The organism is Acidovorax sp. GW821-FHT10E04 (assembly GCF_059415185.1).
In genome coordinates, this window is sequence record NZ_JBWKMT010000002.1 from 1 (window position 1) to 22722 (window position 22722).

General features: G+C 69.1%; 19 protein-coding genes. 11 read left to right on the forward strand and 8 right to left on the reverse strand.

Annotated features, from left to right (window positions below):
- Positions 1-165: 165 nt before the first annotated feature.
- Together AC07OC_RS04880 and AC07OC_RS04885 are read left to right on the forward strand one after the other, a co-directional pair.
- Complete coding sequence (locus tag AC07OC_RS04880; protein ID WP_494600457.1) at positions 166-5022, forward strand: PAS domain S-box protein; 4857 nt, start codon at positions 166-168, stop codon at positions 5020-5022.
- Positions 5023-5046: 24 nt separating this feature from the next.
- The gene (locus AC07OC_RS04885) at positions 5047-6177 is read left to right on the forward strand and encodes a response regulator (protein WP_218293835.1); all 1131 of its coding nucleotides are present in this window, start codon (positions 5047-5049) and stop codon (positions 6175-6177) included.
- A 36-nt stretch (positions 6178-6213) separates the two neighbouring features.
- On the opposite strand, the gene AC07OC_RS04890 is transcribed toward AC07OC_RS04885, so the two are convergent.
- On the reverse strand, positions 6214-7170 hold the full coding sequence (locus tag AC07OC_RS04890; protein WP_218341904.1) for an inositol monophosphatase family protein: 957 nt from the start codon (positions 7168-7170) through the stop codon (positions 6214-6216).
- Positions 7171-7378: 208 nt separating this feature from the next.
- Between AC07OC_RS04890 and AC07OC_RS04895 the strand changes: the two genes are divergently transcribed.
- Together AC07OC_RS04895 and cysE are read left to right on the forward strand one after the other, a co-directional pair.
- Positions 7379-8191, forward strand: coding sequence for an RNA methyltransferase (locus tag AC07OC_RS04895; RefSeq protein ID WP_218341903.1), 813 nt, complete (start codon positions 7379-7381; stop codon positions 8189-8191).
- Positions 8192-8227: 36 nt separating this feature from the next.
- Complete coding sequence (cysE, locus tag AC07OC_RS04900) at positions 8228-9007, forward strand: serine O-acetyltransferase (protein WP_218341902.1); 780 nt, start codon at positions 8228-8230, stop codon at positions 9005-9007.
- 106 nt (positions 9008-9113) lie between these two features.
- On the opposite strand, the gene mog is transcribed toward cysE, so the two are convergent.
- Complete coding sequence (mog, locus tag AC07OC_RS04905) at positions 9114-9716, reverse strand: molybdopterin adenylyltransferase (protein ID WP_218293839.1); 603 nt, start codon at positions 9714-9716, stop codon at positions 9114-9116.
- Positions 9709-10371, reverse strand: a complete 663-nt coding sequence (gene yjgA, locus AC07OC_RS04910) for a ribosome biogenesis factor YjgA (protein WP_218293840.1) — start codon at positions 10369-10371, stop codon at positions 9709-9711. Before yjgA ends, mog begins: the two co-directional genes overlap by 8 nt.
- A gap of 64 nt (positions 10372-10435) precedes the next feature.
- Here yjgA and pmbA point away from each other — a divergent pair, with 64 nt between their 5' ends.
- Both pmbA and AC07OC_RS04920 read left to right on the forward strand, forming a co-directional pair.
- Positions 10436-11881 (forward strand): metalloprotease PmbA, encoded by a 1446-nt coding sequence (gene pmbA / locus AC07OC_RS04915; RefSeq protein WP_218293841.1) that lies wholly within the window; start codon positions 10436-10438, stop codon positions 11879-11881.
- A gap of 227 nt (positions 11882-12108) precedes the next feature.
- Entirely contained in the window at positions 12109-13131 is a 1023-nt protein-coding gene (locus AC07OC_RS04920) for a saccharopine dehydrogenase NADP-binding domain-containing protein (RefSeq protein ID WP_494600458.1), read from the forward strand.
- A gap of 18 nt (positions 13132-13149) precedes the next feature.
- Here the strand turns inward: AC07OC_RS04920 and AC07OC_RS04925 are convergent, their stop codons facing one another.
- The 4 genes from AC07OC_RS04925 to AC07OC_RS04940 all read right to left on the reverse strand — a co-directional run bounded on the left by AC07OC_RS04925 (position 13150) and on the right by AC07OC_RS04940 (position 18146).
- Entirely contained in the window at positions 13150-13959 is an 810-nt protein-coding gene (locus AC07OC_RS04925) for an aldolase/citrate lyase family protein (RefSeq protein WP_494600459.1), read from the reverse strand.
- Between the two features lie 59 nt (positions 13960-14018).
- On the reverse strand, positions 14019-15488 hold the full coding sequence (locus tag AC07OC_RS04930) for an NAD-dependent succinate-semialdehyde dehydrogenase (RefSeq protein ID WP_494600460.1): 1470 nt from the start codon (positions 15486-15488) through the stop codon (positions 14019-14021).
- Between the two features lie 71 nt (positions 15489-15559).
- Positions 15560-17107, reverse strand: coding sequence for a UxaA family hydrolase (locus AC07OC_RS04935; RefSeq protein ID WP_494600461.1), 1548 nt, complete (start codon positions 17105-17107; stop codon positions 15560-15562).
- A gap of 43 nt (positions 17108-17150) precedes the next feature.
- Positions 17151-18146, reverse strand: coding sequence for a Bug family tripartite tricarboxylate transporter substrate binding protein (locus AC07OC_RS04940; RefSeq protein ID WP_218341911.1), 996 nt, complete (start codon positions 18144-18146; stop codon positions 17151-17153).
- Between the two features lie 131 nt (positions 18147-18277).
- Between AC07OC_RS04940 and AC07OC_RS04945 the strand changes: the two genes are divergently transcribed.
- Genes AC07OC_RS04945 through AC07OC_RS04960 form a run of 4 tightly spaced genes read left to right on the forward strand, consistent with a single transcriptional unit; the run spans position 18278 to position 20474 of the window.
- Positions 18278-19237: a LysR substrate-binding domain-containing protein gene (locus tag AC07OC_RS04945; RefSeq protein WP_369641877.1), complete on the forward strand. Its 960-nt coding sequence runs from the start codon at positions 18278-18280 to the stop codon at positions 19235-19237.
- 18 nt (positions 19238-19255) lie between these two features.
- A complete protein-coding gene (locus AC07OC_RS04950; protein ID WP_494600462.1) occupies positions 19256-19807 on the forward strand; it encodes a helix-turn-helix transcriptional regulator in 552 nt (183 codons plus the stop codon).
- Positions 19807-20223: a VOC family protein gene (locus AC07OC_RS04955; RefSeq protein ID WP_218341908.1), complete on the forward strand. Its 417-nt coding sequence runs from the start codon at positions 19807-19809 to the stop codon at positions 20221-20223. Before AC07OC_RS04950 ends, AC07OC_RS04955 begins: the two co-directional genes overlap by 1 nt.
- Positions 20220-20474, forward strand: a complete 255-nt coding sequence (locus AC07OC_RS04960; RefSeq protein WP_218341907.1) for a hypothetical protein — start codon at positions 20220-20222, stop codon at positions 20472-20474. Before AC07OC_RS04955 ends, AC07OC_RS04960 begins: the two co-directional genes overlap by 4 nt.
- Before the next feature lie 76 nt (positions 20475-20550).
- On the opposite strand, the gene AC07OC_RS04965 is transcribed toward AC07OC_RS04960, so the two are convergent.
- Positions 20551-21645 carry a tartrate dehydrogenase gene (locus AC07OC_RS04965; RefSeq protein WP_494600463.1) on the reverse strand — a complete coding sequence of 365 codons (1095 nt, stop codon included), beginning with the start codon at positions 21643-21645 and terminating at the stop codon, positions 20551-20553.
- Positions 21646-21769: 124 nt separating this feature from the next.
- Between AC07OC_RS04965 and AC07OC_RS04970 the strand changes: the two genes are divergently transcribed.
- The gene (locus AC07OC_RS04970; RefSeq protein ID WP_218293851.1) at positions 21770-22699 is read left to right on the forward strand and encodes a LysR substrate-binding domain-containing protein; all 930 of its coding nucleotides are present in this window, start codon (positions 21770-21772) and stop codon (positions 22697-22699) included.
- The last annotated feature ends 23 nt before the right edge of the window (positions 22700-22722 follow it).

Genomic DNA, 22722 nt, shown 5'->3' on the forward strand with positions numbered 1-22722 from the left:
GTGGAGACGACGGGGCAGCTGTCGTTCCTGCGGCTGCATGGCTGCGAGGGGTTCCAGGGGTTTCTTTTCGGGCGGCCCGGACCGGTGGGAGATATCGATGCCTTGCTGTATCCCGCACGGTAGGCCCCGCCCGGGGCACGGTCCAGGCACGGCCGGGGGTGGGGCGTGACGCGGGTTGGCGCAGGCGTGGGAGTGTTCCTGGACAAGGTGCTGGACCGCAATGCCCCGGGCGCGCGGGGCTTTGTGCTGGTGGTGGTGGCGGCGCTGGCGGGTGCGTGGCTGGTGGTGCTGGCCGCGATGCACTGGCAGGGCGCGGAACGCGCCGCCGAGCGCGCGAAGCTGCTGCAGCAGACCGTCGACGTGCTGCAAAACCGCATCACCGGCGGTGGCATGCTGGGGGCGGTGTCGCTGCTGGGCCTGAGCGAGCCGCTGCTCAAGGCGATGGCCCGGGGCGAGCTGCCGCCGGACGATCCCGAGGCCCTGGCGCGCCTGGGGGTGGCGCGCGGCCGGTTCCTGGTGAGCGGGGTCTACGTGATGTCCGGCGACGGCACCGTGGTGGCGCACGAGACGCCGGGCACCCGTTCCACCGGCCTGAACCTTGCGTTCCGGCCCTATTTCCAGCAGGCCATCAAGGGCGCCATCAGCGTGTATGCCGCGATCGGCAGCAACTCGCAGGAGCGGGGCCTGTACTACGCCGCGCCGCTGTACGAAAGCGACACGCCGTCGAGCACGATCATCGGCGTGGTGATGTTCAAGGTGGGCTTCGAGTCGTTCGACGAAGTGCTGCGGCGCACCGAAATGCCGACCGTGCTGTTGTCTCCTCACGGTGTCGTGTTTGCGTCCACACGGCCCGAATGGCTGTTCGCCGTGGCGCCGCCGCTCACCCAGGCGCGCATTGACGCGATCCGCGCATCGCGCCAGTTCGGCAATCATTTCGACAAGGGCCTGGCGTCCGCACTGCCTTTTGCGCCGGATGCGGGCGAGGTCGTCCTCAACGGAGTGGCCTATGCGGTGGAGCGCCGCCGCGTTGACTGGGGCGACCCGGGCGGCCAGTGGCAGCTGGCGATGCTGGACGATGTGAGCGCGCTCATGCCCGCCACCGAGCGCCTGCAGGTGGGGGGCGGGGCGTTCGTGCTGCTGTGCCTGCTGGGCCTGCTGCTGCTGGATCTGCTGCGCAGCCGCGCGCGGATGGCCGCCGCGCTCGAGCGTTTCAGCGTGCTGGGGGCCGCGCTCGAAAGCAGCCCCGCCTCGGTGGTGATCACGGACGGGGATGGCCGCATCGACTGGGTCAACCCGCAGTACGAGCGCAACACCGGGTACACGCTGGAAGAGGTCCGGGGCAAGAAGCCATCGATGGTCGCCAGCGGCCAGACCCCCGCACGGACCTACCAGGACATGTGGTCCACATTGCTGTCGGGCCGTTCCTGGCGGGGCCAGTTCGTGAATCGCCGCAAGGACGGAACCATCTACCACGACGAGGCCACGCTGTCTCCGGTGTTCGATGAACGCGGCAAGCGCATCGCCATCGTCGGCCTGCACGCCGATGTGTCCGAGCGCATCCAGGCCCAGCAGGAGCTGGAGCGGCGCGAGCGCCTGCTCAATGAGCTGCTGGAGCAGCAGACCGCGATCTTCGACAACGCGCCTCCCATCGTCTTGCTGTGCGATGGGCAGGTCCGCCAGTTCAACCCGGCGTTCATGGAGCTGATGGGGGGCACCGCGTCCCAGTTGCTGGGGCAGGGCGTGTCGGCGCTGTTCGGCGGCGCGGCCGGTTCGGACCGGTTCAACGCGCGCGTGGGGGGGGACCTGGCGGCTGGCGAGGCCGTGCGCGAGACCACGTCCCTGTGCCGCCTGGACGGCAGCCGGTTCGAGGCGCGGCTGGCGGGCCGAAGCCTGCAGATGGACGGCTGCAGGACCGCATCCATCTGGGTGATCGAGGATGTCAGCGAACAGCGGCGCGCCGAGATCGCGATGCAGCAGGCCAAGGAGCGGCTGGAACTGGCGCAGGAGGCCGGCAAGATCGGTGTGTTCGACATCGACCTGGCCACCGGCCAGGTGTTGTGGAGCGAAAAGCTCCTGGCCATGTTCGGCCTGCCGCCCGGCACCGGGGAGCGTACGCAGCAGGACTGGATGGAGCGCCTGCACCCCGAGGACCGCGACCGGGCCGCCGCCGCGTTTGCCGGTGCGCTGGCGGGGGGCGAGATGCATCTGCGTGATTCGTGGCGCATCGTGCGGCCACAGGGCGAGGAGCGCTGGTTCCTGTCGGCCGCCCGCATCTTTCGCGACGGCAGGGGCAAGGCGGTGCGCGTGGTGGGCGTCAACGTGGACGTCCACGACCAGAAGCTGCTCGAGGCCCGCGTGGCCGAGCAGCTGGACTTTCAGCAGGCGCTGATCGACGCCATTCCCGTGCCCCTGTTCTACAAGGGAGCGGATGGCCGCTACATCGGCTTCAACCGCGCCTACGAGCAGGCCTTTGGCGTGCAGCGCGAGGCGCTGATCGGCAAGACGGTGCTGGACCTGGCCTTCCTGCCCGAGGCCGAGCGGGAGCGCTTCGACGCGGATGCCGAGGAAGCCCTGAACGGGGTCCAGTCGGTGCACAAGGAGGTGGACCTGCCGTATGCCGACGGAATGGTCCACCACACCCTGTTCTGGCTGCACGGGTTCTCGCGGCCCGACGGCTCGCCCGGGGGCGCCATCGGCACGTTTGTGGACATCACCGACCGGCAGCGCGCCGAGCAGGACCTGCGCCGCGCCAAGGAGCTGGCCGAGGAGTCCACCGCGCTCAAGTCGAACTTCCTGGCCAACATGAGCCACGAGATCCGCACGCCCATGAACGCGATCATCGGCATGTCGCACCTGGCGCTCAAGTCGGGCCTTTCGGCGCGCCAGCACGACTACGTGAGCAAGATCCAGCAGGCGGGCCAGCACCTGCTGGGCGTGATCAACGACATCCTCGATTTTTCCAAGATCGAGGCGGGCAAGCTCACGGTCGAGAAGCAGCCCTTCGTGCTCGACCGCATGCTGGAGAGCGTGTCCGACGTGGTGGGCTACAAGGCCGGTGCCAAGGGGCTGGAGCTGGTCTGCGACGTGGGGGCCGACGTGCCCCCGAACCTGGTGGGGGACTCGCTGCGGCTGGGGCAGATCCTCATCAACTTCGCCAACAACGCCATCAAGTTCACCGACACCGGCGAGATCAGCATTGCCGTGCGGCTGGTGGAGGAGGCGGGCAACCGCGTGCTGCTGCGCTTCGAGGTGCGCGACACGGGCATCGGGCTCACCGTGGACCAGATGGGGCGGCTGTTCCAGAGCTTCCAGCAGGCGGACACGTCCACCACGCGCCGCTACGGCGGCACGGGGCTGGGGCTGGCCATCTGCAAGAGCCTGGCGGAACTGATGGGCGGCGAGGTCGGCGTGCAGAGCATCCATGGCCAAGGCTCCACCTTCTGGGTCGCCGTGCCGCTCGAGCGCGGGGCACCCGCGCGGATGCTGCTGCCGCCGCCGGACCTGCGGGGGCGCAGGGTGCTGGTGGTGGACGACAACCACACGGCGGCCACGGTGCTCTCCGACATGCTGCACGCCATGGGCTTCGAGGTGGAACAGGCCTATTCCGGGCTGGAAGCGCTCGACAGGCTGCGCGAATCCATGGCGCGGCACCAGCCTTTCGGCCTGCTGCTGCTCGACTGGCACATGCCGGGCATGGATGGCATCCAGCTGGCGGGCCACATCCGGGGGCTCGGGATGGCGCAGGTGCCCAAGATGCTCATGGTCACGGCCTACGGGCGAGAGGATGTGATGCGCGCCGCGCGCGCGCAGGGCATCGACACGGTGCTGATCAAGCCCGTCAACGCGTCGCTGCTGTTCGACACGCTGATGCAGCCGCTGGAACACTCCACCTACAGCCCGCGCCGCGTGGTCACCCCGGCGCCTGCGGCGGACGAGCTGCCGCTCGCGATCCGGGGCGCGTCCGTGCTGCTGGTGGAAGACAACGAACTCAACCAGATGGTGGCGGTCGAGCTGTTGCGGGAAGCCGGTTTTTCCGTCGATGTGGCCGAAAACGGCCAGATTGCGATCGAGCGCATCGAGCGCAAGCCCTATGACGTGGTGCTGATGGACATGCAGATGCCCGTCATGGACGGAGAAACCGCCACGCGGCGGCTGCGCAGCGACCCGCGGTATGCCCAGCTGCCCATCGTGGCCATGACGGCCAACGCGATGGAGGCCGACCGCCAGCGCTGCTTTGCCGCGGGCATGAACGACCATGTGGCCAAGCCCATCGAGCCCGCGGCGCTCTGGAGCGCCTTGGGCCGCTGGATCCGGCCCCGGCCAGGCCTGGGCAAGCCGCCCGCGCCGGGCCTGCCCGCCACGGCTCCGCCGGATGGCGAGGCGGCGTCCGGCCTGTCCTTGCCCACGGTGGCGGGGCTGGACACGGCCCTGGGCCTGCAGCGCGCGCTGGGCAAGCCGGCCCTGTACGCCGAGATGCTGCGCCGGTTCGTGCAGGGGCAGTCACGGGTGCTTGCCGACATGGAGCAGGCCAGCGCCGGCGGCGACACGGTGCTCGCCGAGCGCCTGGCGCACACGCTGCGTTCCGTGGCGGCCAACATCGGGGCCGAGGAGGTGTCCTCCCATGCCCAGGCGCTGGAGCACGCCCTGCGCAGCGGGCAGGAGGCGGGTGCCGCCGCGGCCCTTCTGGGGGCCGTGGACTCTGCGCTGCAGCCCCTCCTGGACGGCCTGCAGGCGTGGATGCAGCGGCACCGGCCGGCGGCGCCGGACAGCGTGGCTGGCGCGGGTGCGGGCCACGAGGGGCTGGACGGCGCAGGTGCCCTGCAGCACCTGCGCGGCCTGCTGGAGCAGGACGATCCTGCAGCGCCAGAGTTTTTCCAACACAATGCCCCTGTGCTGAAGCCCGTTCTGGGGAGCGCCTTCACGGTGGTCGAGATGCACACCCTGAATTTTGATTTCGAGCAGGCCCTGGGGGCCATGGCCGATGCGCCAGGCTCCGAACACCCTGCCGCCCACACCCCCTGAGCGGCACAACACGCAGGAAATTCCATGGACAACGCGCCCTTTGCCTCCCCGCAGGCCGTTCTCGTTGAAAAACCGATCGCCACGGTGCTGGTGGTGGATGACACGCCCGACAACCTCACCCTGATGGGCAGCCTGCTGCGCGAGCATTTCCTGGTGAAAGTGGCCAACCATGGGGAAAAGGCCCTGAAGATCGCGCAGTCGGGCACGCCGCCCGACCTGATCCTGCTGGACATCATGATGCCCGAGATGGACGGCTACGAGGTCTGCCGGCGCCTGAAGGCCGCGTCCGCCACGCGCGACATCCCGGTGATCTTCCTCACCGCGCGCTCCGACCCCGATGACGAACGCATGGGCTTGGCGCTGGGCGCGGTGGACTACATCACCAAGCCCATCAGTCCGCCCATCCTGCTCGCGCGCGTGAACACCCATCTGGCGCTCAAGGCCACGGCGGATTTCCTGCGCGACAAGAGCTCCTACCTGGAGCGCGAGGTCGCCATGCGCACGCTGGAGGTGCAGGCCATCCAGGACGTGACCATCATGGCCATGACCTCGCTGGCCGAGACGCGCGACAACGAAACCGGCAACCACATCCGCCGCACCCAGCTGTACGTGAAGACGCTGGCCGAGCGGCTGCGCCACCACCCGCGGTTCGAGCCGGTGCTCAACGACCGGATGATCGAGCTGCTCTACAAGTCGGCGCCGCTGCACGACATCGGCAAGATCGGCATCCCCGACAGCATCCTCCTGAAGCCGGGCAAGCTCACCGTGGAAGAGTTCGAGATCATGAAGACCCACACCACGCTGGGCCGCAACGCGATTGAGGAGGCCGAGCGGCGCCTGGGCATGCGGGTGGCTTTTCTGAGCGTGTCCAAGGAGATCGCCTACTGCCACCAGGAAAAGTGGGATGGCTCGGGCTACCCGCAGGGGCTGGCGGGGGATGCCATTCCGGTGTCGGCGCGCCTCATGGCCGTGGCCGACGTGTACGACGCGCTCATCAGCAAACGGGTCTACAAGCCCGCGTTCTCGCACGACCAGGCGTGCAACACCATCGTGCGGGGCAAGGGCACGCATTTCGACCCCGACATGGTGGATGCGTTCGTGGACATTGCGGAAGATTTCCGCAGCATTGCCCAGAAATACCCCGACCCGAACTGAGCACAGTCCCGATAGGGGACGGTGCTCAGGCATACATCAGAACGGCGCGTCTTCGCTCTTGGGGGCGTCGGCCTGTGGGGCGGTACCCGTGGTGTCGGACTCCACATCGGCTGCAGTCTCGGCTTCAGCGCTGGCGGGTGCGTCTGCCGCAGCCGCCTGGCGCACGGCCGCCTTGTCGCCCGCGCTCGCAAACTTGCTGTACTTGCCCAGGATGGGCACCAGCTGGCCGTAGATGCGGGGGTTGCCGGCCAGGCATTCGCGTTGCTCCAGGAAGTCGGCTTCGCCCGTGAAGTTGCCCACCAGGCCGCCGGCCTCGGTCACCAGCAGCGAGCCGGCGGCCACGTCCCAGATCGACAGGCCGGTCTCGAAGAAGCCATCCGTGAAGCCCGCGGCCACGTAGGCCAGGTCCAGGGCGGCGGCGCCGGGGCGGCGCAGGCCGGCGGTGCGCTGCATCACGTCGGCCATCATGTTCAGGTAGCTCTTGAAGTTGTCGCCCGGGCGGAAGGGGAAGCCCGTGGAGATCAGGCAGTCCTTGAGCTGGGTGCGCTTGGAGACGCGGATGCGGCGCTCGTTCAGGTAGGCGCCGCGGCCCTTGGTGGCCGTGAACAGGTCGTTGCGCGAGGGGTCGTAGATGACCGCCTGCTCGACCTTGCCGCGCACAGCCAGCGCGATGCTGACGCAGTACACGGGAAAGCCGTGGATGAAGTTGGTGGTGCCGTCCAGCGGGTCGATGATCCAGACGAATTCCGAATCCTTGGCGCCGTATTCGCTGCCCGACTCTTCGGCCAGGATGCCGTGACCGGGGTAGGCCGTGAGCAGCGTCTCGATGATGATCTTCTCGGACGCATGGTCCACTTCGGTCACGAAGTCGTTGATCTGCTTTTGCGAGATCCGCACCGATTCCACGTCCAGGGCCGCGCGGTTGATGATGGCGCCGGCGGCGCGTGCGGCCTTGATGGCCACGTTGAGCATGGGGTGCAGATTGGACGACATAGATTGTGGTGGTGGGCAGGGCGCCCGCCGAAGGGGCAACCTGCGAATCAGGAGCGGTGCGATCCGTCCCGGCGATGCGGGCGGCGACAATGAGGGCGGGATTTTACCCGCAGTGCCATTTTTTGCCTAACCCGCGGGCCTTTGTCCGCACCGCTTCCACGCTTCGCCTGTCCTGTTCGTGCCCCGCACACCCTCCTTTTCCGCTGCCATGAAGACCCGTTTTGTCCTGATCAACACCAGCCACGCCGGCAATGTGGGCGCCGCCGCCCGCGCCATGAAAACCATGGGTTTTGACGACCTGGTGCTGGTGGCCCCGCGCTGGGCCAACGTGCTGCGGCGCGAGGAGACCATACAGCGCGCCAGCGGCGCCCTGGACGTGCTGGAGAACGCCCGCATCGTCGCCACGCTGGACGAGGCCCTGGACGGCATGAGCCACCTGTGCGCCACGGCCATGACCCCGCGCGACTTCGGGCCGCCCACGGCAGCACCCCGTGCGCATTTCGATTTGCTATTAAAAAATGAGCTATCAGCGCTTGAAGGACAGGCGCTGGAGGCCAAAAACACCCACAACATTGAGGAATCGGCACCCACCGCATCGGTGGCGGGCCGCCAGGCAGGCGTGGCCTTTCTGTTTGGCTCCGAGCGTTTTGGCATGGCCAACGAAGACGTCTACCGCTGCCACGTGGCGCTGTCCATCCCCACCAATCCCGGCTTTGGCTCGCTCAATCTGGGCGCGGCCATTCAGGTGATTGCCTACGAATGGCGCATGGCGCTGGGCGGGTTCCCGGTGCAGGATGCCACGCCCGCCCGCGCCCTGGCCGACGCCACCCAGGTGGCGGGCATGCTGGGCCATTGGGAGCAGGCGCTCACCACCATCGGCTTCCTGGACCCCGCCGCGCCCAAGAAGCTCATGCCCCGCCTTAACCAGCTTTTCAACCGCGCGCAGCTCAGCCCCGAGGAAATCCACATCCTGCGAGGTGTCGCCAAGGCCATGATCGAGGCGAGCCAGTCAAAACGATAGACTGTGCAGCCCATAAACACATAACGAAAAGAACCGATGCTCGCCCGCCTGCGCTCCGATATCCAGTGCATCCTCGACCGCGATCCTGCCGCGCGCAGCACGTGGGAGGTGGTCACCTGTTATCCGGGCCTGCACGCGATCTGGCTGCACCGGCCGGCGCACTGGTGCTGGCACCACGGCCTGAAATGGTTCGGGCGCTTCATCTCGCACTTCGCGCGCTGGTTCACCGGCATCGAGATCCACCCCGGGGCCAGGATCGGCGAGCGCGTGTTCTTCGACCACGCCATGGGCGTGGTGGTGGGCGAGACCGCCGAGATCGGCGACGGCTGCACCATCTACCAGGGCGTCACGCTGGGCGGCACCTCGCTCTACAAGGGCGCCAAGCGCCATCCCACGCTGGGCAAGGACGTGGTGGTGAGCGCGGGGGCCAAGGTGCTCGGCGGCTTCGAGGTGGGTGACGGCGCCAAGATCGGCAGCAACGCCGTGGTCATCAAGCCGGTGCCCCCGGGCGCCACGGCGGTGGGCATCCCGGCGCGCATCATTCCGTCCAAGGCGGGCGAAAGCGCCGACGTGACCGAACCCCAGCAGGCCCGCAAGTTCACGGCCTATGGCATCACGCAGGAGGACGACCCCCTCTCGCAGGCCATGCGCGGGCTGATCGACAACGCCTCGTCGCAGGAGCACCAGATCGCGCTGCTGTGGCAGGCCATCGAGAAACTGTCCGCCAACCCGCAGAACAAGGACTGCGTGCCGTGTGATGCGGCGCTCAAGGAGCAGTTCGAGGCGGGCAAGCTCAACGAGCTGGTGGGCAAGTAGCGGCTTGCCTGCGCTGCATTCAAGAATCAGAATGCTATAAAAATTATAGCTGCCAGCGCTTGTTGAATAAGCGCTGGCAGCTATTTTTTCTTTGAACCGTGAGAAATCAGGCCGGGCGAGGCGCTCGCACCGCGTTCTTGGGCCGGAACGCCTTGCAGACTTCGTCGCGCGTTTCCAGATACGGGCCGCCAATCAGGTCCACGCAGTACGGCACGGCGGCAAAGATGCCGGGCACGATCTGCTTGCCGTCGGCGTCCTTCAGGCCTTCCAGCGTCTCGGCAATCGCCTTGGGCTGGCCGGGCAGGTTGATGATGAGGCTCTGGTCGCGCACCACGGCCACCTGGCGCGACAGGATGGCGGTGGGCACGAACTTCAGGCTGATCTGGCGCATCTGCTCGCCAAAGCCCGGCATCTCCTTGTGCGCCACGGCCAGCGTGGCCTCGGGCGTCACGTCGCGCGGGGCGGGGCCGGTGCCGCCGGTGGTCAGCACCAGGCAACAGCCTGCGTTGACCAGCTCGATCAGCGCGGCGCTGATGCCGTCCTGCTCGTCGGGGATCAGGCGCGATTCAAAGGCGATGGGGTTGAGCAGGGCGCGCGCGAGCCAGTCCTGCAGCGCGGGCAGGCCCTTGTCTTCATAGACCCCGGAGCTGGCGCGGTCGCTGATGGAGACGATGCCGACCTTCACCGGGTCGTGTCGGGCCTCACTCATCGCCGTCGTCCTCGTCGATGCCGCTGGCATCATCCGTGCCCGTGCCGCCCAGGTGCTCGCGCACCAGCTGGAACAGTTCGCGGTAGGCGCGGCCCTTGCGTGGGGCCAGGCCTTGCGACACGGCGGCCTTGTCGGCGGGGGGCGCATCCTTGCGCGCCTGGCGGATCAGCGCGCGCAGCTGCTGGGTGTCGGTGCCGGGGTGTTCGGCCATCCAGGGGGCCAGCGCCTCGTCGTCGGCGATCAGGCGGTCGCGCCAGTGTTCGGCCAGGTGCAGCTGCATCTTTTCGGTGGCCGAGCCCTTGTGCTGCTCCTGCAGCGCCTGGCGGGCCGCCTGCACCAGCTCGGGTTCGAGCTTGCGCATGATCTTGCCCACGTACTGCATCTGGCGGCGCTTGCCCTCGAAATTGGTGATGCGCTTGGCCTCGGCCAGTGCGTCCACCAGCTTGTCGGGCAGGCCCACGGCGTCGAACAGGTCGGCGCGCAGCGTCAGCAGTTCCTTGCCCAGCTCCTGCAGTTCGTCGCTTTCGCGCTTGAGGTCGGTGCGGCTGGCATCGGGCGTGCCTTTGAGTTCGGCCTTGAGCTGAATGTCCATTTCGCTGCCTTCGGCAACGAACTGGCCTCGCACAAAGTAGCCTTTTTTGGGTTTGCGTGACATGGGTGGGGGCAAAAAGAGAAGCGGCGCAGAGCGCGCCACAGCGGCAAGTATCATAGCTTCCGCTATGAATAAACCCTCCACCCGCGCCGCGCGCCTCCAAAGCGCCCCGCCCGCCGCGCAAGCCCCTGCCACTTCCCGCGCCACCCCTGACAGCGGTTTCAGCTACAGCCGCCCCTTCTTCGAGGAACTGGTCGACCGCGCCCTGGCCCATGCCAAAAAGCTCGGCGCCACCGACGCGGGCGCCGAGGCGTCCGAGGGCTGCGGCCTGTCGGTCAGCGTGCGCAAGGGCGAACTGGAGAACGTGGAGCGCAACCGCGACAAGTCGCTGGGCGTGACGGTCTACATCGGCAACCGCCGCGGCAACGCCAGCACATCCGATTTCTCCAGCAGGGCGATCGAGCAGACCGTGCAGGCCGCGTATGACATCGCCCGCTTCACGGCCGAAGACCCCGTGGCGGGTTTGCCCGATGCCGACGACATCGCCCCCGCGGACACACACCGCGACCTGGACCTGTTCCACCCCTGGGCCCTCACGAGCGAAGAGGCCGCTGAAATCGCCAAGGCCTGCGAGGCCGCCGCGCTCAAGACCCACCGCCGCATCACCAACAGCGAAGGCGCGGGCGTGTCGGCGCAGCAAAGCCATTTCTTCAGCGCCCACACACGCGGCTTTCGCGGCGGCTATGCCAGCTCGCGCCACAGCTTCTCGGTGGCGCCCATCGCCTCGCTGCCCGGCCGCAACGCAGAGATGCAGCGCGACGCCTGGTACAGCTCCATGCGCGACGCCACCGAACTGGCCTCGCCCGAGGCCGTGGGCCGGTACGCCGCGCAGCGCGCGTTGAGCCGTCTCGGGTCACGCAAGATCCCCACCACCCAATGCCCCGTGCTGTTCGAATCCACCCTGGCCGCTGGCCTGCTGGGCGGCTTCGTGCAGGCCGTGAGCGGCGGCTCGCTGTACCGCAAGAGCAGCTTCCTGCTCGACTCGCTGGGCAAGATGGTGTTTCCCAAGCACATCGACATTCTGGAAGATCCCTTCATCCTGCGCGGCAAGGGCAGCTCGCCGTTCGACGAGGAGGGCGTGCGCGTGGCGCCGCGCAAGGTGGTGCAGGGCGGGCGCGTGCAGGGCTATTTCCTGTCCAGCTACTCGGCGCGCAAGCTGGGCATGAAGACCACGGGCAACGCGGGCGGCTCGCACAACCTGGTGATGACATCGCGCCTCACCCAGGCCAGCGACAACCTGGACGCCATGCTGCAGAAGCTGGGCACGGGCCTCTTCGTGGTCGAGCTCATGGGCCAGGGCGTGAACTACGTGACGGGCGACTACTCGCGCGGTGCGAGCGGTTTCTGGGTCGAGAACGGCAAGATTGCCTACCCCGTGCACGAGATCACCATCGCGGGCAACCTCAAGGACATGCTCAAGGGCATCGAGGCCGTGGGCGCCGATGCCTACAACTATGGCGCCAAGACCGTGGGCTCCATCCTCGTGAACCGCATGAAGGTCGCAGGCAGCTGAGCGGACGGCGGACGGGCCCGTTCAGGGCAACTTCCGGCAAACAAGGGCCCTCGCCATGGCGAGGGCCTTTTTGCATTCGGCCCCTGAACACCGGGCCGCACCGGGCCGCGCGGCCGTGCGCCTCCATCGACGGGACACACGCCGGCATCATTGCATGTTGACATGATACAGACCTGTATGTAGTATTAAGAACATACAGGTCTGTATCTATCTTTTGAAAGGTCACCATGCATTCCCCTCTCCAGTCCATCGCCGTCTATGGCGCCACGGGCCACACCGGCCAGTTTGTCGTTCGCGAGGCCCGGCTGCGCGGCCTGCCCGTGGTGGCGGTGGGGCGCAGTGCCGCCCGGCTTGGCGCGTTGTTTCCCTCCGGCGTCGCCTGCCGCGTGGCGGGCCTGGACGACCCCGGCGCGCTCGGGCAGGCCTTCGCGGGCTGCGCGGTGGTCATCAACTGCGCGGGTCCTTTCCTCGACACCGCGCCCCCGGTGGCGCGGGCCGCGCTGCGGGCCGGCTGCCACTACATCGACGTCACGGCGGAGCAGCCCAGCGCGCAGGCGAGCTTTGCCGACCTGGATGCGCCAGCGCGGGCCGCCAGGCGGGTGGTGATGCCGGCCGCCGGCTTCTATGGAGGGCTGGCCGATCTGCTGGCCAGCGCGCTGGCCTCGGCGGGGCGCATTGACGAGATCACGGTGGCCATGGGGCTGGACCGCTGGTGGCCCACCGCGGGCACCCGCGAGACGGGCGAGCGCAACAAGGCGCCGCGCCAGGTGGTCCAGGGCGGTGCCCTGGTGCCCCTGGTCCCGTCGTCCGATGTGCCGGACTGGACCTTCGCGCCGCCGCTCGGGACGTATCCGATGGTGGAGCTGCCGTTCAGCGAAACGATCACGCTCGCGCACCATCTGCGGGCCGACACGATCCGTTCGTTCCTGAACCGCTCGGCGCTCGCGGACATCCGCGATGCGGCGACGCCGCCGCCCACGGCGGTGGACGGCAGCGGCCGGTCGGCGCAGCGCTTCGAGCTGGCGGTGCGGCTTGTGCAGAACGGGCAGGCCCGCACGGCGGGCGTGCGCGGGCAGGACATCTATGCCGTGACGGCGCCCCTGGTGATCGAGGCGGCGCAGCGCCTGATGGCACCGTCGTTCCAGCGCAGCGGAGCGCTGGCCCTGGGGCAGGCCGTGGACCCTGCGGACACGCTGCGCTCGCTGCACGGCCGGGCCCTGGAGGTCTTCGGCGACGCGCTGCCGCGCTGAGGCGAAGACAGGCCGGGCTCAATAGGCGGCCGCCGCGCCGCCGCCGGGCGGCGCCTTCGGCCCGCTGCCGCCGAAGTGGGCCCGCAGCCTGCGTGCCGCGTTGGCGAACATCAGCACATCCACGCCCACGGCCACGAAGGTGCAGCCCAGGTCGAGGTAGCGCTGCGCCAGCGTGGGGTCGGAGGTGAGGGTGCCCGCGGCCTTGCCGCTGGCGATGATGGTTCGCATGGCGCCTTCGATGGCCGCCTGCACCTCGGGGTGGCCGGGGTTGCCCCGGTGGCCCATGGAGGCGGCGAGGTCGGCCGGGCCGATGAACACGCCATGCACGCCATCCACGGCGCAGATGGCGCCGAGGTTGGCCAGCGCCGTGGTGGTCTCGGCCTGCACCAGCAGGCACACTTCGTCGTCCGCGATGTTCAGGTAGTCGGTGCGGGCGCTCCACTGCGACGCGCGGCCCACGGCGCTGCCCACGCCCCGGATGCCCAGCGGCGGGTAGCGCGTGGCCGCCACGATGCCCCGTGCCTGTTCGGCGGTGTCCACCATGGGCACGAGCAGGGTCGTGGCGCCGATGTCCAGCATCTGCTTGATCAGGGCCGTGCTGCCTTCCACCACGCGCACCACCGGCTGCGACGCGTGGGCGGCCACCGACTGCAGCGCGGCCAGGGTGCTGCGCACGTCATTGGGCGCGTGCTCGCCGTCGATCAAGAGCCAGTCGTAGCCACAGGTGGCGGCGGCTTCCGCCAGGTACGGGTCGGCCATGGAGAGCCACAGGCCGATTTGCGGGTGGCGGCCGGCGAGCGCGGCCTTGAAGGGGTTGTGTGCGGGCATGGGATTCCTTGTGGGAGGGGAGCTGGGCGCCGCATGCGGCGCCGCGCGAAAGCTGCGGGTCAATCGAGCCCGCCCTGGCAGACGTACTTGGTGTGCAGGTAGTCGTCGAGGCCGTGCGTGGAGCCCTCGCGGCCGTAGCCCGACTCCTTCACGCCGCCAAACGGCGCGGCCTCCGCCGCCAGCGCCCCTTCGTTGACGCCCACGATGCCCGTCTCCAGCGCATCGGCCACGCGCCAGATGCGGCGCACGTCCTGGCTGTAGAAGTACGCGGCCAGCCCGAAGGGCGTGTCGTTGGCGGCGGCGATCACTTCCTCTTCGGTGTCGAACACGGTCAGCGGCGCCACGGGGCCGAAGGTCTCTTCGCAGGCGCAGGCCATGGTGGCGTCGGCGCCGGTGAGCACGGTGGGCGCGTAGTAGGTGGCGCCCAGCTCGGCCAGGCGCCTGCCGCCCGTGAGCACCCTCGCCCCCTTGGCCACCGCGTCATTCACGTGGCGCTCGATCTTCTGCACGGCGCGGCCGTTGATCATGGGGCCGATCTGCGAGGCCGGGTCGCTGGCCGGGCCGACCTGCAGCGCCGCCACGCGCGCCGCGAGCTGGTGGGCGAACGCCTCGAACACGCGGCGCTGCACGAACACGCGGTTGGGGCACACGCAGGTCTGGCCGCCGTTCCTGAACTTGGCCGCCATGAAGCCGTCCACGGCGGCGCCGACGTCGGCGTCCTCGAACACGATGAAGGGCGCGTTGCCGCCGAGTTCGAGAGAGAGTTTCTTGAGCGTCTCCGCGCTGCGCCGCGCCAGGTGCTTGCCCACGGGGGTGGAGCCCGTGAAGGTGATCTTGCGCACGCGGCTGTCGTCGAGCCACACGTCCACCACCTCGGGAGTCTTCTCGCGCGAGGCGGTGACGATGTTGAGCACCCCCGGCGGCACGCCGGCCTCGTGCGCGAGCAGCACCAGGGCCAGAGAGGTCAGCGGCGTGTCCTCGGCGGGCTTGCACACCACGGTGCAGCCGGCGGCCAGGGCCGGGGCGATCTTGCGCGCGATCATCGCGGCCGGGAAGTTCCACGGCGTGATGGCGGCCACCACGCCCACGGGCTCGCGCAGGGCGAACATGCGCCGGCCCGGCACAGGCGCGGGGATGACCTCGCCGTTCATGCGCGTGGCCTCTTCGGCGAACCATTCGATGTAGCTGGCGGCGTAGGCCACTTCGCCCTTGCCCTCGGCCAGGGGCTTGCCCTGCTCGCGCGAGATGAGCTTGCCCAGGTCGTCCTGGTGGGCCAGCACGAGGTCGTTCCAGCGCTTGATGATGGCGGCGCGCTGCTTGGCGGGCAGCTTGCGCCAGGCGGGAAATGCGGCGTGGGCCGCGTCCAGGGCCGCCAGCGCCTCGCCAGCGCCGGAGTCCGGCACGCAAGCGATGGTGTCGCCGGTGGCGGGGTCGGTCACGTCAAGTCGGGCGCCGGTGGCCACGGTCCATTCGCCACCGATGAAGTTGGCGCTGCGGATCAGCGCGGGGCGGGTGAGGGTCAGGGGCATGGTTTTCAATGAAATAGGCCGAAAGCGCTTGTTCAACAAGCGCAGTGTGCTATGTTTTTGGGAGCAAATTCTCAGGACACGATGCCCAGGTGCCAGGGCACGAACTCGTGGTCGCCCAGGCCCAGGGCCTCGCTCTTGGTGGCCTCGCCGCTCGCGTGGCGCAGGATCTGCTCGAAGATCTTCCGGCCCATCTCGGGCACGCTGCATTCGCCGTCCACGATCACGCCGCAGTTGATGTCCATGTCCTCTTCGAGGCGCTGGTACATGGGCGTGTTGCTGGCCAGCTTGATGGTGGGCGCGGGCTTGCTGCCGAACATGGAGCCGCGCCCCGTGGTGAAGCAGATGAGCTGCGCGCCGCTGGCGATCTGGCCGGTGGAGGCCACGGGGTCGTAGCCGGGCGAGTCCATGAACACGAAGCCATGCTCGGTGATGGACTCGGCGTATTCGTACACCGCGCGCAGCGGCGTGGTGCCGCCCTTCATGGCCGAGCCCAGCGACTTCTCGAAGATGTTGGCCAGGCCGCCGGCCTGGTTGCCATGGCCCACCACGCCGTTGAACTGGGCGTTCTGGCCCGCGGTGTAGCGTTCCCACCAGGCCAGGCGGTCCAGCAGCTTCTGGCCCACGGCGGGGCTGATGGCGCGGCGCGTGAGCATGAACTCCACGCCGTGGATCTCGGGCGTTTCCGACAGGATGGCCGTGCCGCCGTGGCGCACCAGGATGTCCATGGCCGCGCCCAGCGCGGGGTTGGCGGTGATGCCCGAGAAACCGTCCGAGCCGCCGCATTCCAGTCCGATCTTGAGGTGGCTCGCGCTCACGGTGCTGCGCCGCGCCTGGTTGGCGATGGGCAGCATCTCCTCGATGGCCGCGATGCCCGCCGCGATGGTGGCGCGCGTGCCGCCCACGTCCTGCATCACCAGCGTGCGCATGAGCTTGCCTTCCTGCAGCCCTTGCGACTCCACCAGGGAGGCGACCTGGTTGCGCTCGCAGCCCAGGCCCACGATGAGCACGCCCGCCAGGTTGGGGTGGCGCGCATAGCCCGCCAGCGTGCGGCGCAGCACGTCGAAGTGCTCGCTGGGCGAGGACATGCCGCAGCCGCTGGTCTGCGCGAAGGCGGCCACGCCGTCCACATGCGGAAAGTCGGCCAGGCGCTCGGGCGTGAAGTGCGCGGCGATGTTCTTGATCACGGTGGCCGAGCAGTTCACCGACGACAGGATGCCGATGAAGTTGCGCGTTCCCACGCCGCCGTCCGCGCGCACGAAGCCCTGGAAGGTGGCGCGCTCGCCCTCGGGCACATACGCCACGGGCCGCACGTCGGCGCCAAACGCCGGGTCGCGGTAGTGGTCCACCAGCCGCAGGTTGTGGCTGTGCACGTAGTCGCCGGGCTCCAGGTCGCGCGTGGCGACGCCGATCACGGTGTCGTACTTCTTGACCTGCTCGCCCTCGGCGATGCGGCGCGCGGCGATCTTGTGGCCCGCGGGCACCTGGGCGCGCGTGCGCACGCCGAGTTCGGGAATTTCCTGCCCCAGCGCCAGCGCCGTCTTGGCGACGAGCACGTTGTCGTGGGGGTGCAGGTGCAGCAGCGGGCTTGCGAGCAGGCCGGGGGCCGTGGGGGCGTTCATCGTGGGCCTTGTGGTGGGGGTGTGATTCTGGTGGCTGCGGGGCTCAACTGCGCATCAGCTCTCGCAGCTTGAGTTTTTCGATGAGCACGGTCTCCTTGGCGTAGACCGTGTTCACGTACTTTTCGTAGTCAGGGCCGTCCAGGTACAGCAGCGGCGCGTCGAGCTTGTCGGCCACGGCCTTGAATTCGGGGCTGGCCACGGCCTGCTTGAAGGCTTCACGCAGCCGGGCGGCGATGGCGGGGTCCAGGCCCCTGGGCGCGCCGATGCCGTTGGGAGCGTCCACCACCACGTCATAACCGGATTCGCGCAGCGTCGGGACCTCCTTGAAGCGGGCCGTGCGCTGCTCGCCCCAGGTGGCCAGCAGGCGCAGCTTGCCGGCCTCCACATGCGGCGCCCACGAGCTGGAGTCGGCGAGCGCGTCCACGTGGCCGCCCAGCACGCCCTGCAGCGCCTCGGCGCCGCCCTTGTAGGGCACGTGGTTGAGCTGGATGCCCGCGGCGCCCGCGAACTCCTCCATGCCCACATGCGTGGCGCCGCCCACGCCGGCGTGGGCATAGGTCACCTTGCCGGGGTGGGCCTTGGCGTGCTGCACGAAGTCCTTGAGCGTCTTGAACGGCGAGCTGGCGGGCACGGCGATGCCGAAGGTCTGGCCCGAGGTGCGCGCGAGGTAGGTGAAGTCCTTGCGCGGGTCGGCCTGCAGCGTGCCCAGCTGCGAGAAGCGCGTGACCGAGATCGGGATCTGGCCGACGGTGTAGCCGTCGGGCCTGGCCGAGGCCAGCGCCTTGGCGCCGATCATGCCGGACGCGCCCACCTTGTTTTCCACCGCGATGCTCTGGCCCAGCACCCGGCCCGCCACCGCGCACAGCGCGCGCATCGACTGGTCGGCCGTGCCGCCCGCGGGCCAGGGGCAGATGAAGGTGAGGGGGCGCTCGGGCCAGGCCTGGGCGAAAAGGCTGCCGGACGGGGTGGCCGTCAGTGCGCTGGCGCTCAATGCGCCCAGCACGAACTGGCGCCTTGCGATGCGGGGGGTGTTGTGCATGCCTGTCTCCTGTTGTTTGTGGGGTCGGGAGCCGCCATTGTTCAGAACCGGTGCATAACAATCCAATGAAGATATGGACTGGCTTCATTGCCTTGAAGTAATGTATCGAGCCCGCCAGAAAGAAGACCACGATGGCCAAGATCGACCGCGTACTGCGCTCCAACCTCAAGCTGCGCCACCTGCAGATGCTCGTGGCGCTCGACCAGTTCCGCCACCTGGGCCGCGCGGCGGAGTTCCTGTCGGTCACGCAGCCGGCGGTCTCCAAGACGCTGGCCGAGATCGAGCGCATGTTCGGCCTGCCGCTGTTCGAGCGCTCCACGCGCGGCACCGAGCCCACGGCCGCGGGCGCGAGCGTGGTGCGCTTCGCCCGTTCGGTGCTGGCGGGGTATGACCGCACGCGCGACGAAATCGCCGCCGAGGCCAGTGGTGCCGTGGGCCGCACCAGCGTGGGGGCCATGGTGGCGGCCACGCCGGTGCTGCTGGCGCAGGCGGTGGAGCTGCTCAAGGCGCGGTCCCGCCGCACCACGGTGCTGATCGACGAAGGGGACCTCACGCGCCTGCTGCCCAAGCTGCGCCTGGGCGAGCTGGACCTGTTCGTGGGCCGCCTGGAGCCCGGCTATGCCTCGCCCGACCTGGAGACCGAGGCCCTGTATGGCGACCCCATGGTGGCCGTGGCGCACCCCACGCACCCCCTGGCCCGCAAGCGCAAGGTCGGGTGGGCCGAGGTGGCCGCGCAGCCGTGCGTGCTGCCCCCACCCTGGGCGTCGCTGCGGGTGAAGCTGGAACAGCAGTTCTTCGCGCACGGCCTGCACCCGCCGCAGGACATCATCGAATCGGCGTCCTTCCTGTCGCAGATCAGCTTCGTCCAGCAGCGCGGCGCCGTGGCCTTCATGGCGCGCACGGTGGGCCGGCATTACGCCGCGCAGGGGCTGGTGGCCGTGCTTGCGCTGCCCGTGCCGGTGGACCTGCCTCCCGTGGGGCTGATCACGCTGCGCGGGCAAAGGCCCACACCCACCACGGGATTGCTGGTGGAATGCCTGCGGGAGGTGGCTGCGGGCATCCAGGGAAAGGGAACGCGGCGGCCGCGGTGAAGGCGATATGCTGTCCTCATGCCGCCCGTGACTCCGGATCTCATTCCCCCGCGCGAAGACCCCGCCGGCCTGCCGTCCACGCCGGACGGGACCGGCGCGCAGCAGGACCCGGCCCTGCTGCGCCGCCTGCTGCGGGCGAAGGACCACATGGACGCCGCCTCGCACGAAGCGTGGCCGGTGAAGCGGCTGGCCCGGGTCAGCGGCGTCTCCGACGCCCATTTCGCGCGCTCGTTCCGGCAGGCCTTCGGCATTCCGCCGCACCGCTATTTGCTCACCCGGCGCATCGAGCAGGCGACCACGCTGCTGCGGGACACGGACCTTCCCATCACGGAGATCGCCTATGCCACCGGCTGGGAAAGCCTGGGCACTTTCGGCCGCACGTTCCGGGACGTCACCGGAAAAAGCCCGAGCACCCTGCGCATCGACGTCCGGCGCGAGGCGCAGCAGCTGGGCAGCGTGCCCGCCTGTTTTCTGAAGGCCGCGCAGCGCCCGGACCTTGCCACCGCAGTTTCGGAGAAGCGCCGCCGCCTGGCGGAGGGTACAAACCGGCCCTCAACCAAGGAGATGTGATGAGCCAAGGTATCGGTGTGGTGGGTGTGTATGTCAACGACCAGGACGAAGCCCTGGCGTTCTATGTCGACAAGCTCGGATTCCGCGTCCACACGGACGTGCGCAATGGTGCCTACCGGTGGCTGACGGTGCAGCACCCCGAGCAGCCGGCGTTTCAGCTCGGGCTGTTCACGCCGGGGCCGCCGATGCACGACGAGGCCACGGCCCAGGCGTTGCGCGCCATGGTGGCCAAGGGGGCGATGCCGCCGCTGGTCCTGCATGTGCGCGACTGCCGCGCCGCATACGCGCACATGCGCGCCCAGGGCGTGGAGTTCACCCAGGAGCCGGTGGACCGGTTCGGCCAGGTGGATGCGGGGTTCCGCGACCCGGCGGGCAACGGCTGGAAGATGATCCAGGCCGCGGGAGGCCCGCAATGAGCCGGGGCCAGGGCGTGCGGCGGTTTCACCGCTGGGTGTCGATGGCCTTCACGCTGGCCGTCGTCGCGAATTTCGCGGCGATGGCCCTGCGGGAGGGCAGCCCGCCGCCCTGGGTGACCTATGCGCCGCTGCCCCCTCTGGGCCTGCTGCTGCTGACAGGGCTGTACCTGCTGGCGCAGCCCGGCCTCCAGCGGTTCGGGGCGTGGTGGTCTTCTTCTGCAGGGGCACGGCAGGGTCCGCCGCCCGTGTGAACCCACGCCGGCACTGCGCGCGGCCCGGCGCAAATGCCGTGCGCGGGCACGCGCCCTGGGAGCGCGGTGCGAGGGCCTACCCCTTGGAAACCAGCGCCGCGATGGCCGCGCCCACCTGCGTGGTGTCGGCCGAGCCGCCCAGGTCCGGCGTGCGCGGCCCGCTGCGCAGGACCTCCTCGATGGCCGCCACGATGGCATCGTGCGCCTGCCGCCCCGCGCCCTGGCCCTGGGTGAGGAAGTCCAGCATCAGCGCGCCCGACCAGATCATCGCGATGGGGTTGGCGATGTTCTTGCCGTAGATGTCCGGCGCCGAGCCGTGCACGGGCTCGAACAGGCTGGGGAACGTGCGCTCGGGGTTCAGGTTGGCCGAGGGCGCCAGGCCGATGGTGCCCGTGGTGGCGGGGCCCAGGTCGGAGAGGATGTCGCCGAACAGGTTGGTGGCGGCCACCACGTCGAAGCGCCCGGGCTGCAGCACGAAGCGCGCGGTGAGGATGTCGATGTGCTGCTTGTCCAGCGTGATCTCGGGGTAGGCCTTGGCGACTTCCTCGGCGCGCTGGTCCCACCAGGGCATGCTGATGGCGATGCCGTTGCTCTTGGTGGCCAGGGTCACGTGCTTGCGCGGGCGGCTCTGGGCCAGGTCGAACGCGAACTTCAGCAGGCGGTTGGCGCCATGGCGCGAGTAGACCGATTCCTGGATCACGATCTCGCGGTCGGTGCCTTCGTACATGATGCCGCCGAGCGAGGTGTACTCGCCCTCGGTGTTCTCGCGCACCACGTAGTAGTCGATGTCGCCGGGCTTCCTGCCCGCCAGCGGGCAGGGCACGCCCTCGAACAGGCGCACGGGGCGCAGGTTGATGTACTGGTCGAATTCGCGGCGGAACTTGAGCAGCGACCCCCATAGCGAGACGTGGTCGGGCACGGTGGCGGGCCAGCCGACGGCGCCGAAGAAGATGGCGTCCATGCCCGAGAGCTGGGCTTTCCAGTCGTCGGGCATCATTTTTCCGTGGGCGGCGTAGTAGTCGCAGCTGGCCCAGTCGATGGTGTGGCATTCGAGTTCGAAGCCAAAGCGGGCGGCGGCGGCTTGCACCACGCGCAGGCCTTCGGGCATGACTTCCTTGCCAATGCCGTCGCCGGGGATGACGGCGATCTTGTAGGGGGTGTTGGTGCTCATTCGGGGTCCTTGGTGCCTGGGGAAGAGAAAGAAGGGAAAGAAAGCCAGGGGGAATCAGCAGGGATTGTTTGGCAGTGCGGCAAAAAATACAATCCGGCAACTGTGCTCATATTCTTCACACATCGTGCATAAAAATCCGGCCACCGACGACCTGCGCGTGTTCACCGTGGTGGTGCGCAAATCGAGTTTTGGCGACGCGGCGGCGGAGCTGGGCACCTCGCCCGCGTACGTGAGCAAGCGCATCCGCCTGCTGGAGCAGGAGCTGGCCGTGAAGCTCCTGCACCGCACCACGCGGCGCGTGGCCGTGACGGAGGAGGGCGAGCGTGTCTTCCACTGGGCGCAGCGCATCCTGGACGACATGGATCAGTTGCTGCAGGAGGTGGCCATCACCCGGCGCGAGCCGCGTGGTCAGCTGCGGGTGAGCAGCAGCTTTGGCTTTGGCCGCCAGATCGTGGCGCCCGCGCTGTCGCGGCTGGTGGAGCAGCACCCCGGCCTGCAGGTGCGGCTGGAAGTGTTCGACCGGCTGGTGGACGTGGCCGGCGAAGGGTTCGACCTGGACGTGCGCGTGGGCGACGAGATCGCGCCGCACCTGATCGCCCGCCGCCTGGCGGACAACCACCGCGTGCTGTGCGCGGCGCCCGCCTACCTGGCGCGCCACGGCACGCCGCGCGCGCTGGCGGAGCTGTCCAGCCACGACTGCCTGGTGATCAAGGAGCGCGACCACCCGTTCGGCGTGTGGCGGCTGCGCAGCGGCGCGGTGGACGAGACGGTGAAGGTGCGCGGCCCGCTGTCGGCCAACAACGGCGAGATGGCGGTCCAGTGGGCTGTGGACGGGCGCGGCATCGTGCTGCGCTCGCTGTGGGACGTGGGGGCGCACCTGCGTGCGGGAAGGCTGGTGCAGGTGCTGCCCGACTGGCGGCAGGAGGCCAACGTGTGGGCCGTGTACCCCACGCGGCTGGACCGCTCGGCCAAGGTGCGGGTGTGCGTGGAGTTCCTGGAGGTGTACTTCCGCCAGGAAGCGGGGCGCCTGCAGGGCATGCCCGGGACTGCCTGAGGCCGGCCGGGGTTGCCATGGAC